Consider the following 17174-nt stretch of genomic DNA (forward strand, 5'->3'; position numbering starts at 1 on the left):
CTACATTTTTACAGTAAAATCGCCTCCCATTCGGGAGGCTTTTTTATGGGATCAGCAAGCATGCCCCGGTGGTTGTACGGCTCTCTAATGCGCGATGTGCTTGTGTTGCGTCACGTAGGGAAAATTGTTGGCTGGCAGGTACACTGACCTCAATTTTCCCTGCAATGATTAGGTCGAACAGTGCGGCGCCGGCCTGATCAAGTTGTTCAGGGGTGGTAAGATAGCCGTTAAGGGAGGGACGTGTCACAAATAATGACCCTTTTTGATTGAGTATGGCTAAATCAACCCCTGTCACCGGTCCAGATGCATTACCAAAACTGACTAACAGACCGCGCGGTTGCAAGCAGTCTAACGAAGCTTGCCACGTTGCTTTCCCTACAGAGTCGTACACTACAGGCACTTTCTGCCCAGCGGTCAGTTCACTGACACGTTTTGCGATATCTTCCTTCGACGTGTTGAGAGTGGCCCAAGCGCCGGCTTCTCGTGCCCGCTGTGCTTTACTTTCTGAACTCACACCGCCAATCAGCTTGGCTCCCAAGGCTTTCGCCCATTGGCAAGCAATCAGGCCTACGCCCCCGGCTGCGGCATGAAACAAAAGGGTTTCGCCCGGTTGCACTTTATGAGTCATATGGAATAAATAATAGACGGTTAACCCTTTTAAAAATGACGCGGCAGCACTCTGGTAACTGATCGCTTCGGGCAGGATTACGGCTTTTGATTGATCGACATGATGGTATTCGCTGTAGGCGCCTAAACCTGACTGGCAGTAGACGACACGGTCCCCAACCTTAAAACGTGTTACCCGGCTTCCCACGCCGACTACCTCACCCGCAGCTTCTGAGCCTAATCCCGAAGGGAATTGACTGACGGGATAAAGGCCACTGCGCACATAAGTATCGATATAGTTGAGGCCGATGGCATGGTGGCGAACGATAATTTCGGTCTCCATCGGTTGGTCGACATCATAAGGGACCCAACGCAATACTTCTGGCCCGCCATGCTGGGGGAATTCAATACGATTTGCCATAAATTCTCCAAAAGGATAGGGGAGGTTTCCCCAAGACTTGGGGCGACAATCAGCGCGAAAACCGTATAATGGGCTCGCCCCTTACTGACGACTGGTATCAATACTATGGCAGGAAATAAACCCTCTAACAAACCGACGCCTCAAGATAAGCAGCTTGAGGGGATAAAAATGCCACCACACTCTGTGGAGGCTGAACAATCGGTCTTAGGCGGGCTGATGCTCGATAATGAGCGCTGGGACAATGTTTCAGAGCGCGTTGTTGCTGAAGATTTCTATAGCCGCCCCCATCGTCTCATTTTCTCTGAGATGCACCGTCTACTGGAACAAGGGCAACCCATTGATCTGATCACGCTATCGGAATCCCTTGAGCTGCGTGGCGAACTGGAGCTATCCGGTGGCTTTGCCTACCTCGCCGAGCTTGCAAAAAATACCCCCAGCGCTGCCAACATCGGCGCCTATGCAGACATTGTCCGTGAACGTGCGGTCGTGCGTGAGATGATCTCGGTCGCCAACGAGATCGCCGATGCCGGTTTTGATCCTCAAGGACGCTCTAGCGAAGATCTTCTGGATCTTGCCGAATCGAGCGTGTTTAAGATCGCCGAAAAGCGGGCGAATAAGAACGAAGGCCCGCAAAATATCGAGCAAATCCTTGAAGCTACGATCAATCGTATCGAAGCCTTGGTTTCAACCCCTCATGATGGAGTCACCGGGGTCGATACGGGGTATCAAGACCTGAACAAGAAAACCGCGGGTTTACAGGGATCCGATCTGATTATCGTCGCGGCCCGCCCATCGATGGGTAAGACGACCTTCGCCATGAACCTCTGCGAGAATGCGGCGATGTTACAAGATAAGCCGGTATTAATCTTCAGCTTAGAGATGCCAAGCGAACAGCTGATGATGCGTATGCTGGCTTCCTTATCGCGTGTCGATCAGACCAAGATTAGGACCGGACAACTCGACGATGAGGATTGGGCGCGTATCTCCGCAACAATGGGGATTCTGTTAGAGAAAAAGAATATTTTTATTGATGATGCCTCAGGTCTGACCCCAACCGAAGTTCGTTCACGTGCACGCAGAATCTATCGGGAAAATAATGGGTTAAGTATGATCATGATCGATTACCTACAATTGATGCGTGTTCCTGCACTGACCGAAAACCGGACCTTAGAGATTGCTGAAATCTCACGCTCATTGAAAGCACTGGCCAAAGAACTGAATGTGCCAGTGGTTGCGTTATCACAGTTGAACCGTTCATTGGAGCAACGGGCAGATAAACGCCCGGTAAACTCAGATCTGCGTGAGTCAGGATCGATTGAGCAGGATGCCGACTTGATCATGTTTATTTATCGTGACGAGGTGTATCACGAAAACAGCGATCTGAAAGGTATCGCTGAAATTATTATTGGTAAGCAGAGGAATGGTCCCATTGGTACGGTACGACTGACCTTTAATGGACAATGGTCACGTTTTGATAACTATGCTGGACCGGATTACGACGAAGAATAGTGACGGCGTAGACCTAAAGTTTACTTTTGCGAGATTGCATCTTCTTTCTTGATGCAAATGATAATAAGGTAGGGTAACGCTAACCACGGCGCTTATCGTATTTCAGCCCCCTGATGGAGATTTCTACTGTGTTTCAGAATGTTGATGCTTACGCTGGCGATCCAATCTTGTCGCTAATGGAAAAATTCAAACAAGACCCGCGTGACGAAAAAGTTAACCTAAGTATTGGTCTGTACTATACCGAAGAAGGTATTATCCCGCAGCTCAACGCCGTTGCTGAGGCTGAGACGCGTTTACAATCATCCATCAACGAAGCATCGGTTTATCTGCCGATGGAAGGTTTGGCTAATTATCGTCAAGCTGTGGGACAACTGCTTTTCGGTGCGCAGGCGGATGCCGCAAAAATCGCGACGATTCAAACCTTAGGGGGCTCAGGGGCATTGAAAGTCGGCGCTGATTTCCTTAAACGTTATTTCCCGGAATCTGAGGTGTGGGTGAGTGACCCAACCTGGGAAAACCATATTGCCATCTTCAATGGCGCTGGATTCCCGGTACATACTTACCCTTGGTACGATGCCGCCACGCAAGGCGTTAATTTTAGCGGGTTCATCGAAAAACTAAAAAGCTTGCCAGAACAGAGCATCGTCTTGCTACACCCGTGCTGCCATAACCCTACTGGTGCCGATCTTACCGATGCACAATGGGATGAAACCATTGCTCTGCTTAAAGCACGTAAGTTAATTCCTTTTATGGACATCGCTTATCAAGGCTTTGGCGCAGGTCTCGAGGCGGATTGTTATGCGATCCGTCAAGCGGCCCAGCAAGGTTTACCGGTTATCGTCAGTAACTCATTCTCGAAAATCTTCTCGCTTTACGGTGAACGTGTGGGGGGCTTATCTGTCGCCTGTGACAGCAGTGAAGAAGCCGACCGCGTATTAGGGCAACTCAAAGCGGCGGTACGTCGCAATTACTCTAGCCCACCTGCGTTTGGCGCTAAAGTGGTCGCCACGATTCTGACGGATGAGTCATTATTCGCAGATTGGAAAGCAGAACTCGACGCAATGCGCGTGCGTATTTTAGCGATGCGTGAAGCCTTAGTGACCGCGTTACAACAAAAAATCCCTAGCAAGGATTTCAGTTTCTTAACCCGTCAACGAGGTATGTTCAGTTATACCGGTTTGAGCCAAGAACAAGTCGTTCGCTTACGTGAAGAGTTTGGTGTGTATCTACTCGGCAGTGGAAGAATGTGTATGGCAGGGTTGAACCAGAAAAATATTGAAAAAGTCGCTTCGGCAATGGCTGCAGTGATGTAAGAAGTCGGGCGCCTGAGGCGCCCTTTTTAGGATGGTTATTGAGCTGAAAGGTCGATACGTACCAAACTATCAGGGCCTTTGGCGGAATAGTCTTTATTGAATTCTTGTTAATTTTACTATCGCTGAGTATCGAGCAAATATAAAAATAGGTGCGGTGACAGTGTCATTTCCGTGATACAACGAGATTGCTAGCCACTTCGTGGTTTAGTCACGTGTCGTTAACCATCGGAAAGATCAGGGTGTACCATTCTGATTTCGTCTATACGCCTTATTCCCATATTTATCAGACAACTTAACAATATTGCGCCATAACCCTCAATGCCTTCCGCTCCCGTGCTGGCAGATTTACAGTAGTCTTGTCGATAGGCCGACCATAAATTTTGGCTACGAATGAAAGCGTCTCTCATCTCTTCCCTTTGTTTTTTCTCTCCCATCCACCACTGGCTGTAATCGTAATGTGAAATTTCATTTAATTTTTCCTGATAGATGGTATTTAATTTTTTTTCTGTTAATTCACTTAAAGACCCCAGACATTCACTATTATTATCACCATACTTTTCTATACAGGCAGAAATATTCTTATTATCGACGATAGATCCTGAGTTTGATTTAGCGTAAGAATTAATAGTGAAAGCTGAAAATACCGTGCAGAAAATATAATAGAAAAAAAATCTCATCATTTACTCAGGCTCCTGATTCTTATATCATTTCTTCTTTGGTCTCTACTTAACATCGGATCATTTTTGAGATAGCTTATAATGTCATTTCGGCTACCACCGCGTGCTATTATTCTTACCATCTCAGGTGCTGACCTATTACCCTGATAGAGGGTATCGACAAATACATCACGTATCTCTTTATCGATTTGGTACCAAGTGGGCGCATTTGCCACGTGGCGTGAGTTTCTTAAATACACACCTTGTGCATAGTTCAGTTTCTCCCTATAGACTATATTAAAAAGTGTGATCTGTTGGGTATGAGTGATTTCACCAATAAGATAGCCATAAATTTTTATAAACTGTTCTGCCTGCCGACCTTTAAGGTGTGATGCTTTAGAGCATATAACTGCTTTATATTCTTCAATACCTGCCTGCCTAAGTGTTGAAAAAATCTCACCACTCGTACGATTCCCCATATCGTAACCTCGCCCGAGCGTGACACCGGATGAGAATGTTGAAGGCCAGTGTAATATTCTAGAAAAACTCGGATAATGTTGCTGCCTGAAAGGTACAACGGCGGTGATATAATCAAGTCCTTTAGCATCAAACGTTATCTGTCCCTCGCTTACTCGGAGAGAACCTGATGTCTGTTGTGGCCTCCTTCCAGGAGAGTACGCATTTTCCATCGCATAAATAAAGAAACTATCTGTGGGATGAATCAGCCCGGTAGGCGATAATGTTAAAAGGCGTTGATACCATATTATCGCTTCATTGGTTTGCGAGCTGCATACACCATCTACACTGAGAGTTCTTCCGGTCGATAACGGGTACCCAGCACCAATTATCATTTTCTGTATTGCTTTTACGTCATTAGGATTGTTAGTTCCACAGTTTCCAACAGTTCCTTTCAGCCGATAGATTCGCGGTTCCTGGTACAGCATTCAATGCTCCTTTTTGACTGTATTTCAATTCCATTTGATTAAGGCCTTAAAAATATTATTGCCAGCGAATGAGCCGGTCAACGAGGCCTATTCAGTTATACAACTTTGATCGCATAACAAGTCGTTCGCTTACGTGAAGAGTTTGGTGTGTATCTACTCGGCAGTGGAAGAATGTGTATGGCAGGGTTGAACCAGAAAAATATTGAAAAAGTCGCTTCGGCGATGGCTGCAGTGATGTAAGAAATCGGGCGCCTGAGGCGCCCTTTTTAAGGTGGTTATTGAGCTGAAAGGTCGATACGTACCAAACTATCAGGGCCTTTAGCGGAATAGTCTTTATTCAACTCTTGCTTCACTGTCACAAATAGCGTTTTACCCTCATCAGAGAGCAGCAGACTGTTAGGCGCCCCAGCAAAGCGCCACTGCTGTTTCACTGCGTAAGTCGTGGCATCGACACGCAGTACCTGTTTGGATTCGCGTTGACTGATATAAAGCTCGTTACGCTGTGCATTAAACTTAATGCCTAAGCTATCACCCGGAATTTTTTTGATTACTTTTCCGGATAGCTCATCAAATACATAAGTCGCTTTACCTTGCGAATTATCCGTCACAAAAAGTCGATGTGTTGCGGCATCCTCAGCAAAGTTTAAGAATAGATTCGTTTTGCTCTCACCCGTTGTCCAACGCTTCTCAATCCGATGGCTTTTAGGATTGATCACTAAGATTTCGCCACTGCCATTCCCTGCGTAAATGCGTTGAGTGGCAGGGGAATACAGTAAACCAGTCACCCATTTTCCGGCATGTGTAATGCGGGTTTTTACGGTGAAGGTGCGCGTATCGATAACACTGATATAACCGGGGTTAGCGACTGCGCCCACATACAGCTCATTACCTACCCACAGTAGTTCGCGAGCACCATCTGTTTCGCCTTTACTGTTCTTTTTACTGAGCGCTAAACGTTTCACCACTTTGCCGCTCTTCACGTCCACTTTCGACACTGTGCCGTCTAGCGAGTTAGTGGTGTAGAAAAAGTCATTACCCGCTTGGCTAGCCATCCCGAAATTTTTCAAATCGGTGTGGGTTAACCCAGTAACCGCGAGGGTTGTAGGATTAACTTTATACAGTACGCCACCGTTATCATTTTTAAAGCTTTGGGCGCTCGCGACATATAGCGTTGACGAAGGACCAAAAAGTGCCATCTCATACAATCCTTCACCAATGGCTTTTTCCTGAACCGCCGAAGAGGTGGCAACGGTAGGCGGTTTAGGTGCCGGTGGGGGTGTCATTTTTGAGGTGGAATGAGACTGACAGCCACTGATCATTACGGTAGCAAGAGTTAATGCACTGATTAACAGGGGAGAAGACGAACGTCTGGTCGTAAACATTTTTACTCCTTATTCGCTAGGGTTTTACCTAGTAATAATGGGAAAGAGGGGGATCTGCTTCCCCCCTCTAGAACATTAGAAGTGATAGTTAAGATTAACGGAGTAGTTACGTGATTCACCGTACACCACGTAATCGCTTAATAGGAGGGTAGGTAGTAGCTTTTAATCTTTTTTCATCCTGAATATTCCTCTATTATACTTCATCTTTATTTTTAATCAGTCGCTTGTAGAATAATATGAGGAAATAACATTCGTTTTTATCCGGAACTTTCCTTTGCTATCCTTTTTGTTCCGTGCGATATTTTGTACCAAATCCGTACCAACTACAACTTATCGGGTGTACCAAATCTAGAATGGCTCTTAACGATACTAAACTCAGGAATATTTTAGGTAAACCGTACAGTGGACCTGCAGAGATAACTGATGCTAATGGCCTTAGTGTAAGGATATCACCTAAAGGAGTTTTAAACTTCCAATATAGATTCCTCTGGTCTGGAAAATACCAGCGGGTAGGTATCGGCCGTTACCCTTCAGTTTCACTAAAAGACGCTCGAAACATTGCTGACGAGTTGAAAGTTCTACTTTTTTCTGGCACTGACCCGCGAATCTACTTCATAAAGACGTGCAGCTCAAGGGCAACTCTAAAGGACTGCCTTGCGTACTGGTACGAGAACTACGTAATTACGCAACTCAGGCCTAAAACACAAAACCTCTACCAATCAACGGTAATCAAGATAATGGATGGTCATTTCGCCAATGTGCCTATCGAGGATATCACCGCAAAACAATGGGTCGATTTCTTTACTAAACAAGAAAAAGTGAACCCGCGCAGGGCGAGGCAAGTCCTTAGTCAATTAAGAACGGCTATTCACTGGTGTGTGAGACGTCAACTTATATCATCTTCTTCATTATTGAATCTCTTACCTCGAGATTTTGGTTCTTCATCGAAAGTCGGAGATAGAGTTCTAACCTATAACGAGCTTGCAGAAATATGGTTAAAAATCGAAAGGAGCAGGGCATCTAGTGCGAATAAGCTCCTTCACCAAATGCTAATGCTTTGGGGAGCTAGAAACTCAGAATTGAGACTGGCAACTAAAAGTCACTTTGACCTGGAATCAATGATATGGACGATCCCGAAAGAGTTAAGCAAGATGGGTAATATCATACGCCGCCCCATATTTGAGCAGATTGAGCCTTTCGTCGAAAGAGCCATGACTACCTACCAAGATGTATTGTTTCCCGGCGACTCGCTGACCACGCCGATTACGATATCGTCGGCTAATCGTTATATAGGGCGGATTCGTTCTGATATGGATATTGGTTACTGGAGGGCGCACGACTTCAGGCGCACACTGGCTACGCGATTATCTGAGCAGGGAGTGATGCCCCATGTCACCGAGAGGATGCTGGGGCATGATTTGGGAGGGATAATGGCAGTCTATAATAAGCATGACTGGATTGAAGAGCAGAAGAAAGGGTACGAGCTTCACGCTGATAAGATATTCTGGCACGTCAAGAAGCTATCTTCTGCTTAGAGCCGCCGTTTGCTATCCATCTATTAACCTGATCTGGTCGGTACTGATTGGGATGTGACCTTACAGGTTCTGGGAAGCAGCATTCTTTTCTGTATCGCCACATAGTGTTAGGTGACTTGATGTTAAGTGCTGCCATAACTTCTTTTTCAGTGACTAATTGTTCAATTTGCATAGCATTCTCCTTTACCTTCCCGCAGACATGACGATGTCGCCGATTATCGGTGCGGAAGTGGGGTAGTTGATTTAAGGGTGGGGGGTTACTTGCTGTTAACGTGCGGGTACTTTTTAAGAATTTCTGACGCTTTGGACAAGATAACTGGGTCGATATTTTTTTCATTCCTTAGATAACTATTTATAACTTCATTTAGCGTTTCAGCTAACTCGTTTCTTTGCTTGAGCATATGCCTCTCAAGTTCGTTGTGCATATTCACCTCAATGGCGGTTAAAAACTTTAGCGCGGGCAATTTTCTCTGCATCTTCACGACACTCACAACAGCAATAACTTGTGCCGGGTACCGATGTTTCGCCGCAATCTCCATTCCGACATATGGCTGATGCTGGCTCAGGTCTAACTCTTCTCGCCAGTGCTGCGTTTAAGTGCTGTTCGGCTTCTGCGTCAGCTTGGTCTGCTATATCTGCGTACATAATGGTTTCCTCAATACTTGAATGTAAGGCTTGATACTTTCCCAGCTCGGATATCTTCAACTATCGCTGATACAAATTCGTAAGGCGTATAGGAGTCAGGCATCTTTTCTTCAATAGCCATGATTTCAGATATGGCAGCTTCGTTTCGCTTGGATATTTTCTCATCTTTTATTTCTGTGAGAACATCGATACATCCCTCACAAATTCTGATGTCATTCTTTGCTTCCACCAAGCGGTCACGACCTGCATTGTTTCCACATAGACTACAGATATCATCGGGGTCGGGCTTGTACTCTACGAACCCAAGTTTGTTATCAAAGTTAATTGTTGCCATCATGTATTCCTTCTTACTTCACCACACACAATCTCATACTTAGGCTGAATATCTTTCATAGCATCTATCTGATGCTCGCATTGTGATTGGGTGGGGTAGATTGTGTTATTGATGGGTAATGCTTGAGTGTTGATGATTAGGAGTAGGGTGAAGCCGATTGTCATAGCAAGCCTTCATCCTCCAGTTCGTTCACAATATCCATTAGCTCGGTACCCTGAATTAAGTCAAAGGCCTCACATACCATTTCGAACATAAGTCTTTCTTGAGGGTGAGGAGATTGCCAGAATTTAAACCATTCTCGGCTAACGTATCCGTGATGCTGATAAAATCTATTAGCAAGCTCAATAGCCTGGTTAACTATTTCAATTCTACGGTCCATTATTTACCTACCATTTTCACTTCCGAAGCAGCGCCAATCATCGCTTTCCAGCACAATTTCGCCCGGTGAGCAGCCTCTTCGCACCCACTCATCGCTTCGCATCTCTCTAACTCATCAGTGCTTGAGTTGAATACTGATGGCTTAGATTCAAATCCAGCGATGACCATATCCTCTGTCGGCGCAATCGGGACCAGTGCATAGCCTTTTGGTATTGAATCCGCATCGCGCAGCTTGCGAAGCTCCTTTAACGTCAACCGCAATCCAATATCACCAAGCTTTCTTGTCCCTTCGATCGCTTCATTTAGTGCTTCATCTGTTATTTTCATATCACTTCACCTTCTTACTTGTCACACTGTAGATATAAGGCTGAACAGCATCATGCTTTGAGTTTTTATCTTTGCAGAATTCGGTAGCTGCTTTCTTGTCAGCATAAGCTGATACTATTTCCTCTCGGTTCCATACATCCCTGCGAAGACGTCTAATTACGATATGAATCATGTCCTGATAGTCCCTCCAATAGCCAGCATAATCAATATGAAAGCACAGATAATGCCGCGCTCTTTAATTTGCTTATCCATTTCTTTTTGCCGCCATATCGATAAATAAGAGCTCAGGATCGTGTAAATAACGGGTCATACACTCCGCAACGGCGTTATGCGCTTTGAGCTTGGTCATAATCACTGGGAGTACCATTGGTAATGATTTTCTATCTACGTTCCAACCGTGGTGCTTCAATGTTCCTATAACATCATCAATAAGCTGGGCATCAGATAAAGTAACCATCACTCCCCCAATCCGTTTAGGCGTTTTAACGCCTTCTCATACCACCTATGCCCATCAACTACCCCGTCTTTGTATGCGCTTACAGGGTCTTTGAAAGAAGTAAAATCCCCAGAGTAATCAGGTTTTTCTGGAAATTTAATCTCTGGCACTGGAGGGGCGGTGTAAAGTGGGTAAGCCCCAACTTCATGCTTATTACATAAAGCAGTATAGATTTTATCCTCGACATCACTATCTACAGCATATAGGACTGGCTCTGCCGTTAGTGCTACTAGGGCTATCTTGAATATATCTTCTTCATCACTACAGCCACCGTGTACTACATGGGATGCTAGCCGCGCTCTGGCGTAGTTAGCCAACTCTTCACGCTTCTCTTTTGTTAATGCAATCATTACTACTCTCCAATATAAGTTAGCCTATCCTCGCCAAGCCATTAATGGCTCTCCCAGTTTGTTTATCCGTTTGATTTCATCTATACATTCCCACCATGCAACATCCCTCGCAATATCTAGCAAGCCATCAACTACCCTAGTTTTTACCTCCGGGAATATTATTTCTGGAATTGGCGGGGAAAGATAAACAGGCTCAAAGCAATCGGCTGGATTAACGGGCTCTACAGTTAGTGCTGCCAAGGCTATTTCTATAATCTTTATAGTCCTTGATGGATACATCGAATCCCCATGGTCAGATATTCTTTCAATCAACTCTTTTCCATGAGAAATTAGTTCTTCTCTCTGCTCTTTAGTCACTGCAATCATTACTACTCTCCAATATAAGTTAGCCTTCCTTGGCGATGGGGTTAGTCGCCGAAACCGCCGCGACCGTTAAGGTTGGATGTGACGATTCCTTCAGACTGGCGCATAACCTCAGCCAACTCTTTCACCTCTTCATCACGCTTCCTTTCGCGTTCTGCCAGCATGCTTTCTGGTAACGGAGGCTTAAATGCAGCTTTGTTATTCTCGGCCCTCAACTTTCCTTGCTCGGTGTAACCTGTGTTCCAGTCCACTTCCTTTCCAGTTTTGATAATCGACATCACGTTAGCGCCAAATTTAGCTTTAGCGATTACCTCTCCCCATTGACCAGAACGGGACCAAGAAAGAGTCGATAGAGTTCTGCTGCGTAAATCGTCAGGAAAGCGTGATAATTCTTCTCTCTGGCTAAGTGATAGGCGTGAGAATACCGCCGATTCTTTCTCGGATAAGTTCATGGGTGGTCCTTAAATTAAGTGGGGATGGTGGTTACTGCTGACTGCTAAAACGGGATATCTGAATCAAAATCCATCGGTGGTTCGTTTGATGAATTGGATTGCGGCATCTTCGGCTTACCCCATCCGCTATTATCGCTTGGGCTATTATTGCCTTTAGAGTTGCCGTTATCTCGCTGCTTACCGCCAAGCATCTGCATGGTTCCGTTGATGCCTACCTGAATCTCAGTTGTATAGCGGTCGTTACCTGACTGGTCCTGCCACTTACGAGTCCGCAACTTGCCTTCTAGATAGACTTCGGAGCCTTTCCGCAGATACTCACCCGCAATTTCCGCTAGCTTCCCGCTGATTACTACGCGGTGCCACTCAGTAATCTCCTTTTGCTCACCAGTTTGCTTGTCGCGCCAGCTCTCCGATGTAGCCACTGATAGATTTGCAAAACACGCCCCTGATGGAGCGTATCTAACTTCAGGGTCTTGACCCAATCGACCCACGAGGATCATCTTATTTACGCCTTTACTAGCCATTACGCCGCCTTATTAAGTTCTTTTCCTCGCACCCGAAATACTTCCTCGCATTTCTTCTGGTGTTCTAGTGAATTAGCCAAACTATTCCATGCTGGCTTGTATAGTTTTTTGAGGCATTCCAAGTCAGCGCACTCTGTCGCTTGAGCGGTAAACTCAGAAAGTATCTGGTCTGATGTCAGTGGTGAAGGATGGTGAGTTTCACTATCGGCATCCACTGCGGTTTCCTCTGTAGGTATGCAGAATGCTTGAAAGGCTGCATATTTATAAGCGATAGACATAGCTTTGTTTGTGGCCTTATCGCCACTATCCATAGCCTCGCCGTAAGTGGTGACGGTATGAATAGAGCCATCCTCTACGCCAACGAAATCAAACTCAGCTTTAATGACAACATAAAATAATACGCCGCCACTATTTGATGCTCTTTCTGTAACAGTCCTATCAATGATTCGAGGGAGAATTAACAGCCCATGCTTCACTAAAGATGGTGCCAGAGCGTTGTAAACCTGGTCTATTCCTCGGAACTTGAATCTTTGATGCTTGTTCTCTCCATCCTTGCTGATGCCTTTCTCTGCCATATCCTTGGCTACTGCGCTTATTGCTCTATAAACACTCATGAGTAATTACCCTCAAACTCAGCCCCACTAATCACTGGATTATTTCTCTCGGTTGCTAGGTCGATAGCTTCGTACTGAATATCTTCAATTTCAGACTTAACCAGAGGCATTATTTCAGCGAAAAATTCTCTATCGTTATCACGCCACATGATTACTACCTCGTAATATTTCTTTAGCCAGTAGTGAGCACATCAATGCATGTCGCTTCGCCTCCTTCCACTCACTACCTAAGCGCCTGCATTCAATTGCACGTATTACGCAGTAGCGGCGCCACTCCTTGTGCATTGCTGGCGTTTGAGGGATTTTGCTTTGTGCTGGTAAATTCATTTGGACCTCCAGAAATCCTTGATGATTAACGCGCAACCAGACAGTGAGCGAGGATAAACTCGGAACTCACCACTGCGGAAAATGGTTATCTTTTGACGTTCTAGTGAAATTCTCATGCAAACGCCTCCCGATTAGGTCTTGCCGCGTCATTAACAAAGCGTTTGATGCGGTCTAGTTGAGTTTTAAGGTAAGTGGTAGCAGCGCCAATGACGCCGCCGATGACGTTAAGGGTCATTAGCGATACTCCGTTAAGTGTTGTTGTCATATAACCGCCCACTCATTGAACAGGCGCTGATATGAGGGCGTAAAAAAAGCAGCTCATTAGCTGCTATTTATTTGGTTCGAACCCAAGCAGATACGCTATCAGCTCTCTTGCATCAACCAGAATTGGGTATGGTATGCCGTCAGATGGTGCACACTCTTCATAGTTGTCATACAGGTGGGTATAATCACTACCGACAACGCGATACTGTGAGTCCTTCTGCCAGTCATATTTTTTCTCGATAAAGCCTGTCGTTATGAGCTGGTCGTAAGTTATGCCACAGTGCATTGGAATTGATTCGATTCCGTCAGTGCTATTGAATAGAGGATGTGAGTCAAAAATGTTCGCATAGACGTTCCATGAATAACATCTGCCGCTATGCCATCCAACGACCTGGACGGAGAAGTTTGAATCCTTGTGAAGCGTCCAAGTGAATTTTGGTATTGGTAATTCCTGCATGTATCCTCCTGCCGGCATCATGATTAATCACATAAAAAAGCCCTGACGGCGCAGGGCGTAACGGTTCACATCAATTTGTTTCTGCTGAGTAAATTACATAAATCCTCCAGTCAGGGTGGAATATTAGGTTTGAACTGCAACCTTTCAGTTCGAGTTATCTTTTTGAGTAAAAGCCACATAGCCCACTCTTAAATGAGCTATAGGGGGTTACTCGGCGGGAGGTTCTGGCATGGGCATCCAGTGGGTAACATTAACTATAAAATTGTCTCTATCCTCTTTAGGCATATCAGCGCACCCATTACCAAATCTTAAGCTCTGCTTAAAACCCTCAGCAGTTTTGCCGTTAATTTTATAATTACAGGCATAAGCTGGTATAACGCCAAGCTCGCACTTAATAATTAATGGAAAATCAGTTCTCCAGCAGTTTTCATTAACTTCTGGCATCTGTTCACTACACTTAATCCACTTCGATTCTAATTCAACGGTGGGAACTGTGACCCCAAACAATTCAGCAAGCGCTTTATAATTAAGCTCTGCATGATAGCGACCTTTGCACTTAACCAACTTCTCCGCTGCTCTTGCAATGTCGGAGTTTTTTGATGCCTGGGTAAAATGCTCTTTGATTGACTGCTCTAAGTTCATCAACAACCCCCGTTAAAATAACTAATCACACCCCAAGTAAGCATTCCGATAACTGTTGACCAGAACGCTACAAGTGCCGCTGCCAGAATTAAGTAAACCTTTTGGTTGTACGTCATATTTCACCCATAAAAAAAGCCGCTCTAGGCGACTTGTATCTATTCAATAAGCTATTCACTTTCTGTCTTAACCCTTGTCTGGTAAGGGTAGGTTGTGAGTAGATAGTTATTCATCTTCACCACTATTTAGGGCTTTTACTGCTTCGTACACTGTTTCGCAACCAACTAGTTTTTGCGTGAAATTATCAGCAGATTCTTGGTTGAATGCATTAAAAACCCTGTCGAGCACTCCCTCTGCGTCTTCGCACTTGATTACCGGGCCGAGGGAGATTTGAGCACCTTCTATTCTTATTGCCACGCTTAATTTATGAGACTCATCCTCGTCATCGTATTCTTTCGTTACTAACACCTGACGACCGTTTGATTCAAATAACTTTGCCCACGTTTCCATACTTACCTCGCACTAACTGAAACTGATTTACGATGACCGAATAATCAGCCATCAAGAATAGGCTCCTGCTCTTATATGCCGCTCAGGATGCGCGGCTTTCCCTGCTTTCCACAGACAAAGGAAACTGATAAATTGGTTATTCCACAGACAAGTAAGGAAATGAAAAATGTCAGAACCTATTACTGTAAGCAATAACAAGTCGGGCGCAGCTCAGCAGATTATTATCGAACTTATTAGGGCGGGTAAAATTAGTTACTCAAACCCTCAATCTACCGCTAGAGAGATTAACGAGTTATATGAGAATCTCCTTGATGGGTTCAGAGAGACTCATAATCGCTAATCGGTAAATAACTCTTCGAAAGCATTACGGATAGTGTCAGCAATCTTTTTAGATTCCTCTATCCGCCTTCCCCCAAGTAAATCCACGTTTACTGGTATTTGATTTGCTAGCAGGTTTGCCGCTATAACTTTTACTTCAATTGGCATTTCTTTCAGTTTCATACTTACCTCGCTGTTACTTGATTTGATTTACGATGACCTGCGAAAAATAGGCCGACATCTTGCAAACACGTTGAGCCTTCAACTACAGGCTTGCGTTTAAACTCGTGCATATAGAGATAGGTTGCCCGAATAATTCCATTCTTATATCCAATGACCTGACGCTTAGCTGCTGCTGCGACTAGGATTAGCGGCTTAGGCTCGTAGCCTGGTCTCTGCACTGGCGTAATGGTCTCGCCAATGTCCTGATAACTGCGTCCAACCATTGTTGGGTTAGCTGCTGCGAAAGCCATTTGTTTAGCTTTACGCTTCTCATCACGGCGAGTACGGGCGGTAGACTTTAAATTCTGTGCCGGAATCATAATTACCTCCTGAATGAATTTTGGTGATAGTGGTCAGTCCTATTTCAATACTGACGCTCTCGCTAAGTTTCTCAGTCCAGCGGCTTTACCCGGTCCTTAGCTCCACTTAGTCACTATCCCAAAACTCACGCTTTGGTTATTTGCACTTTTCAGCGCTCGATTGAGCCATCTTTCGATGGGTACTACGCGAACACTTTGTTTCGCAGTCGATGTTTCGTTTCGATGGTGTAATTAAACATCATGTTGATTTCATAGTCAACACCGTGTTGATTATTTTAATGTAAAAACATCCTTTATGTTGATTTTATTGTGGATTTATTTTTCACAGGCGAAAAAAAACCCACCAGAGAGGGTGGGTTAGACTAGGACGAGTCTAGAGTTGATGATTTAAGGAGTACTGTTGTTGTTTCTTTTAGCGTGCAAGCGCATTAGGCGCCTTTAATCGGATTAATACTGTGACTGATGTCACGATTGGGTAGATGATTGTATATTTATTGATCAATCTGGCGAGAGGGCGAATCTAAAACAGTACATAGCGGCGAGGTATCAGGAATGGATGGTGCGATAGGTGGGGTAGGGGCGAAAAAAATCCCGCTTGCAGGCGGGATGTGTCATCTTACTTACATCACTGATAAAAATGGTAAGAAGGTTTATCCGAAAAAATCTCGCGTATTCCCCATCCCTATTTGTGGATCCGATGAAATTTAATTAGGATTAAAAATAATAAAGCCCTGCTGCAAACAGTGCTTCATAAGGGGGAAGTTTTGGAAACTTCCAGAGCACAGGTAAACAGATACCTTAGTTCCAACAAGCTAAGAATATCTGTTTACCGGGGTTAATGCAAGACTGAATAGCTGAGAGGTTTCAGGGATGGATGGTGCGATAGGCGGCAGGGAAAAGGTGCGATCAATAATGGGGTTTTTGGCGGCTTCAAAAAATTACATAATTAGTAAAATCAATTAGTTATGTTGTAAATTCGGGTAGATCAATATTGTTTGATTAGGGCGAAAAAAATCCCGCCGGAGCGGGATTAGATGATTATTAAGTCTTCAACCTACTAGATGTTAAGCAGCTTTAGGCGTGCTTTCGCTAAGTATTGAATCTTTACGTGCCTGCATTTCTTCAACAATTTCGTTTAGACGGTTAGCCAGTGTCAACATGCGGTCAATACTCTTTGATTTGTCCATGAATTCCTCCAATTATAGATATGGCGACTAGACAATATTCAAACTACGTAGCATAGAAGAACTTTGCTCGCATAGCTGTGG

Annotated in this window: 26 protein-coding genes and 2 pseudogenes; 5 read left to right on the forward strand and 23 right to left on the reverse strand. The window is 44.8% G+C overall.

Features of this window, described 5'->3' with window-relative positions; all coding sequences use genetic code 11:
- Positions 1-43: 43 nt before the first annotated feature.
- Positions 44-1027 carry an NADPH:quinone reductase gene (locus BMX14_RS15420; protein ID WP_092678309.1) on the reverse strand — a complete coding sequence of 328 codons (984 nt, stop codon included), beginning with the start codon at positions 1025-1027 and terminating at the stop codon, positions 44-46.
- 105 nt (positions 1028-1132) lie between these two features.
- Here BMX14_RS15420 and dnaB point away from each other — a divergent pair, with 105 nt between their 5' ends.
- The gene (gene dnaB, locus BMX14_RS15425; protein WP_092678311.1) at positions 1133-2536 is read left to right on the forward strand and encodes a replicative DNA helicase; all 1404 of its coding nucleotides are present in this window, start codon (positions 1133-1135) and stop codon (positions 2534-2536) included.
- 128 nt (positions 2537-2664) lie between these two features.
- The gene (locus tag BMX14_RS15430; RefSeq protein ID WP_143056432.1) at positions 2665-3849 is read left to right on the forward strand and encodes an amino acid aminotransferase; all 1185 of its coding nucleotides are present in this window, start codon (positions 2665-2667) and stop codon (positions 3847-3849) included.
- A gap of 218 nt (positions 3850-4067) precedes the next feature.
- Here the strand turns inward: BMX14_RS15430 and BMX14_RS15435 are convergent, their stop codons facing one another.
- Both BMX14_RS15435 and BMX14_RS15440 read right to left on the reverse strand, forming a co-directional pair.
- Complete coding sequence (locus BMX14_RS15435) at positions 4068-4529, reverse strand: lysozyme inhibitor LprI family protein (protein ID WP_092678316.1); 462 nt, start codon at positions 4527-4529, stop codon at positions 4068-4070.
- Positions 4526-5449 carry a peptidoglycan-binding protein gene (locus BMX14_RS15440; RefSeq protein WP_092678318.1) on the reverse strand — a complete coding sequence of 308 codons (924 nt, stop codon included), beginning with the start codon at positions 5447-5449 and terminating at the stop codon, positions 4526-4528. Before BMX14_RS15440 ends, BMX14_RS15435 begins: the two co-directional genes overlap by 4 nt.
- Positions 5450-5527: 78 nt before the next feature.
- Between BMX14_RS15440 and BMX14_RS16490 the strand changes: the two are divergent.
- Positions 5528-5689, forward strand: a pseudogene (locus BMX14_RS16490) (aminotransferase class I/II-fold pyridoxal phosphate-dependent enzyme); the annotation flags it as partial.
- Between the two features lie 35 nt (positions 5690-5724).
- Here BMX14_RS16490 and BMX14_RS15445 read toward each other — a convergent pair.
- Positions 5725-6831 (reverse strand): YncE family protein, encoded by a 1107-nt coding sequence (locus tag BMX14_RS15445; RefSeq protein WP_092678320.1) that lies wholly within the window; start codon positions 6829-6831, stop codon positions 5725-5727.
- 353 nt (positions 6832-7184) lie between these two features.
- Between BMX14_RS15445 and BMX14_RS15450 the strand changes: the two genes are divergently transcribed.
- Positions 7185-8366, forward strand: a complete 1182-nt coding sequence (locus BMX14_RS15450) for a tyrosine-type recombinase/integrase (protein WP_092678322.1) — start codon at positions 7185-7187, stop codon at positions 8364-8366.
- On the opposite strand, the gene BMX14_RS15455 is transcribed toward BMX14_RS15450, so the two are convergent.
- The 18 genes and pseudogenes from BMX14_RS15455 to BMX14_RS15525 form a co-directional block, all read right to left on the reverse strand.
- A complete protein-coding gene (locus tag BMX14_RS15455; protein ID WP_092678324.1) occupies positions 8344-8538 on the reverse strand; it encodes a helix-turn-helix transcriptional regulator in 195 nt (64 codons plus the stop codon). The two genes, BMX14_RS15450 and BMX14_RS15455, sit on opposite strands and share 23 nt — an antisense overlap.
- Positions 8539-8798: 260 nt before the next feature.
- Positions 8799-9011 (reverse strand): hypothetical protein, encoded by a 213-nt coding sequence (locus tag BMX14_RS15460; RefSeq protein WP_092678326.1) that lies wholly within the window; start codon positions 9009-9011, stop codon positions 8799-8801.
- Positions 9012-9021: 10 nt separating this feature from the next.
- Entirely contained in the window at positions 9022-9348 is a 327-nt protein-coding gene (locus BMX14_RS15465) for a hypothetical protein (RefSeq protein WP_143056433.1), read from the reverse strand.
- A 375-nt stretch (positions 9349-9723) separates the two neighbouring features.
- The gene (locus tag BMX14_RS15475) at positions 9724-10050 is read right to left on the reverse strand and encodes a hypothetical protein (RefSeq protein WP_092678332.1); all 327 of its coding nucleotides are present in this window, start codon (positions 10048-10050) and stop codon (positions 9724-9726) included.
- A gap of 244 nt (positions 10051-10294) precedes the next feature.
- Entirely contained in the window at positions 10295-10507 is a 213-nt protein-coding gene (locus BMX14_RS15480; RefSeq protein ID WP_092678334.1) for a hypothetical protein, read from the reverse strand.
- Entirely contained in the window at positions 10507-10896 is a 390-nt protein-coding gene (locus tag BMX14_RS15485) for a hypothetical protein (protein ID WP_092678336.1), read from the reverse strand. The genes BMX14_RS15480 and BMX14_RS15485 overlap by 1 nt, the downstream gene beginning before the upstream one ends.
- A 24-nt stretch (positions 10897-10920) precedes the next feature.
- The gene (locus BMX14_RS15490) at positions 10921-11262 is read right to left on the reverse strand and encodes a hypothetical protein (protein ID WP_092678338.1); all 342 of its coding nucleotides are present in this window, start codon (positions 11260-11262) and stop codon (positions 10921-10923) included.
- A gap of 41 nt (positions 11263-11303) precedes the next feature.
- Positions 11304-11711: a hypothetical protein gene (locus BMX14_RS15495; RefSeq protein WP_092678340.1), complete on the reverse strand. Its 408-nt coding sequence runs from the start codon at positions 11709-11711 to the stop codon at positions 11304-11306.
- 44 nt (positions 11712-11755) lie between these two features.
- Positions 11756-12235 (reverse strand): single-stranded DNA-binding protein, encoded by a 480-nt coding sequence (locus tag BMX14_RS15500; RefSeq protein ID WP_092678342.1) that lies wholly within the window; start codon positions 12233-12235, stop codon positions 11756-11758.
- Positions 12235-12849: an ERF family protein gene (locus tag BMX14_RS15505; protein ID WP_092678344.1), complete on the reverse strand. Its 615-nt coding sequence runs from the start codon at positions 12847-12849 to the stop codon at positions 12235-12237. The genes BMX14_RS15500 and BMX14_RS15505 overlap by 1 nt, the downstream gene beginning before the upstream one ends.
- Positions 12846-12998, reverse strand: a complete 153-nt coding sequence (locus BMX14_RS16660) for a hypothetical protein (protein WP_177173184.1) — start codon at positions 12996-12998, stop codon at positions 12846-12848. The genes BMX14_RS15505 and BMX14_RS16660 overlap by 4 nt, the downstream gene beginning before the upstream one ends.
- Positions 12999-13288: 290 nt before the next feature.
- A complete protein-coding gene (locus tag BMX14_RS16665; RefSeq protein ID WP_177173185.1) occupies positions 13289-13441 on the reverse strand; it encodes a hypothetical protein in 153 nt (50 codons plus the stop codon).
- Between the two features lie 63 nt (positions 13442-13504).
- Entirely contained in the window at positions 13505-13897 is a 393-nt protein-coding gene (locus BMX14_RS15510) for a hypothetical protein (RefSeq protein WP_092678346.1), read from the reverse strand.
- A gap of 207 nt (positions 13898-14104) precedes the next feature.
- Complete coding sequence (locus tag BMX14_RS17200; protein WP_408011884.1) at positions 14105-14341, reverse strand: DUF551 domain-containing protein; 237 nt, start codon at positions 14339-14341, stop codon at positions 14105-14107.
- Positions 14342-14383: 42 nt separating this feature from the next.
- Positions 14384-14482, reverse strand: a pseudogene (locus tag BMX14_RS17205) (ead/Ea22-like family protein); the annotation flags it as partial.
- 279 nt (positions 14483-14761) lie between these two features.
- Positions 14762-15046 (reverse strand): hypothetical protein, encoded by a 285-nt coding sequence (locus tag BMX14_RS15520; RefSeq protein ID WP_092678350.1) that lies wholly within the window; start codon positions 15044-15046, stop codon positions 14762-14764.
- 336 nt (positions 15047-15382) lie between these two features.
- On the reverse strand, positions 15383-15547 hold the full coding sequence (locus tag BMX14_RS16670) for a hypothetical protein (RefSeq protein ID WP_177173186.1): 165 nt from the start codon (positions 15545-15547) through the stop codon (positions 15383-15385).
- Between the two features lie 2 nt (positions 15548-15549).
- Complete coding sequence (locus BMX14_RS15525; protein WP_092678352.1) at positions 15550-15906, reverse strand: transcriptional antitermination N peptide; 357 nt, start codon at positions 15904-15906, stop codon at positions 15550-15552.
- A gap of 552 nt (positions 15907-16458) precedes the next feature.
- Here BMX14_RS15525 and BMX14_RS16675 point away from each other — a divergent pair.
- Positions 16459-16614 (forward strand): hypothetical protein, encoded by a 156-nt coding sequence (locus tag BMX14_RS16675; protein ID WP_177173187.1) that lies wholly within the window; start codon positions 16459-16461, stop codon positions 16612-16614.
- Between the two features lie 356 nt (positions 16615-16970).
- Here BMX14_RS16675 and BMX14_RS17075 read toward each other — a convergent pair whose 3' ends face one another.
- Positions 16971-17093 (reverse strand): hypothetical protein, encoded by a 123-nt coding sequence (locus BMX14_RS17075; RefSeq protein ID WP_268993462.1) that lies wholly within the window; start codon positions 17091-17093, stop codon positions 16971-16973.
- Between the last annotated feature and the right edge of the window lie 81 nt (positions 17094-17174).

Source organism: Rosenbergiella nectarea (assembly GCF_900111105.1).
GTDB lineage: Bacteria > Pseudomonadota > Gammaproteobacteria > Enterobacterales > Enterobacteriaceae > Rosenbergiella > Rosenbergiella nectarea.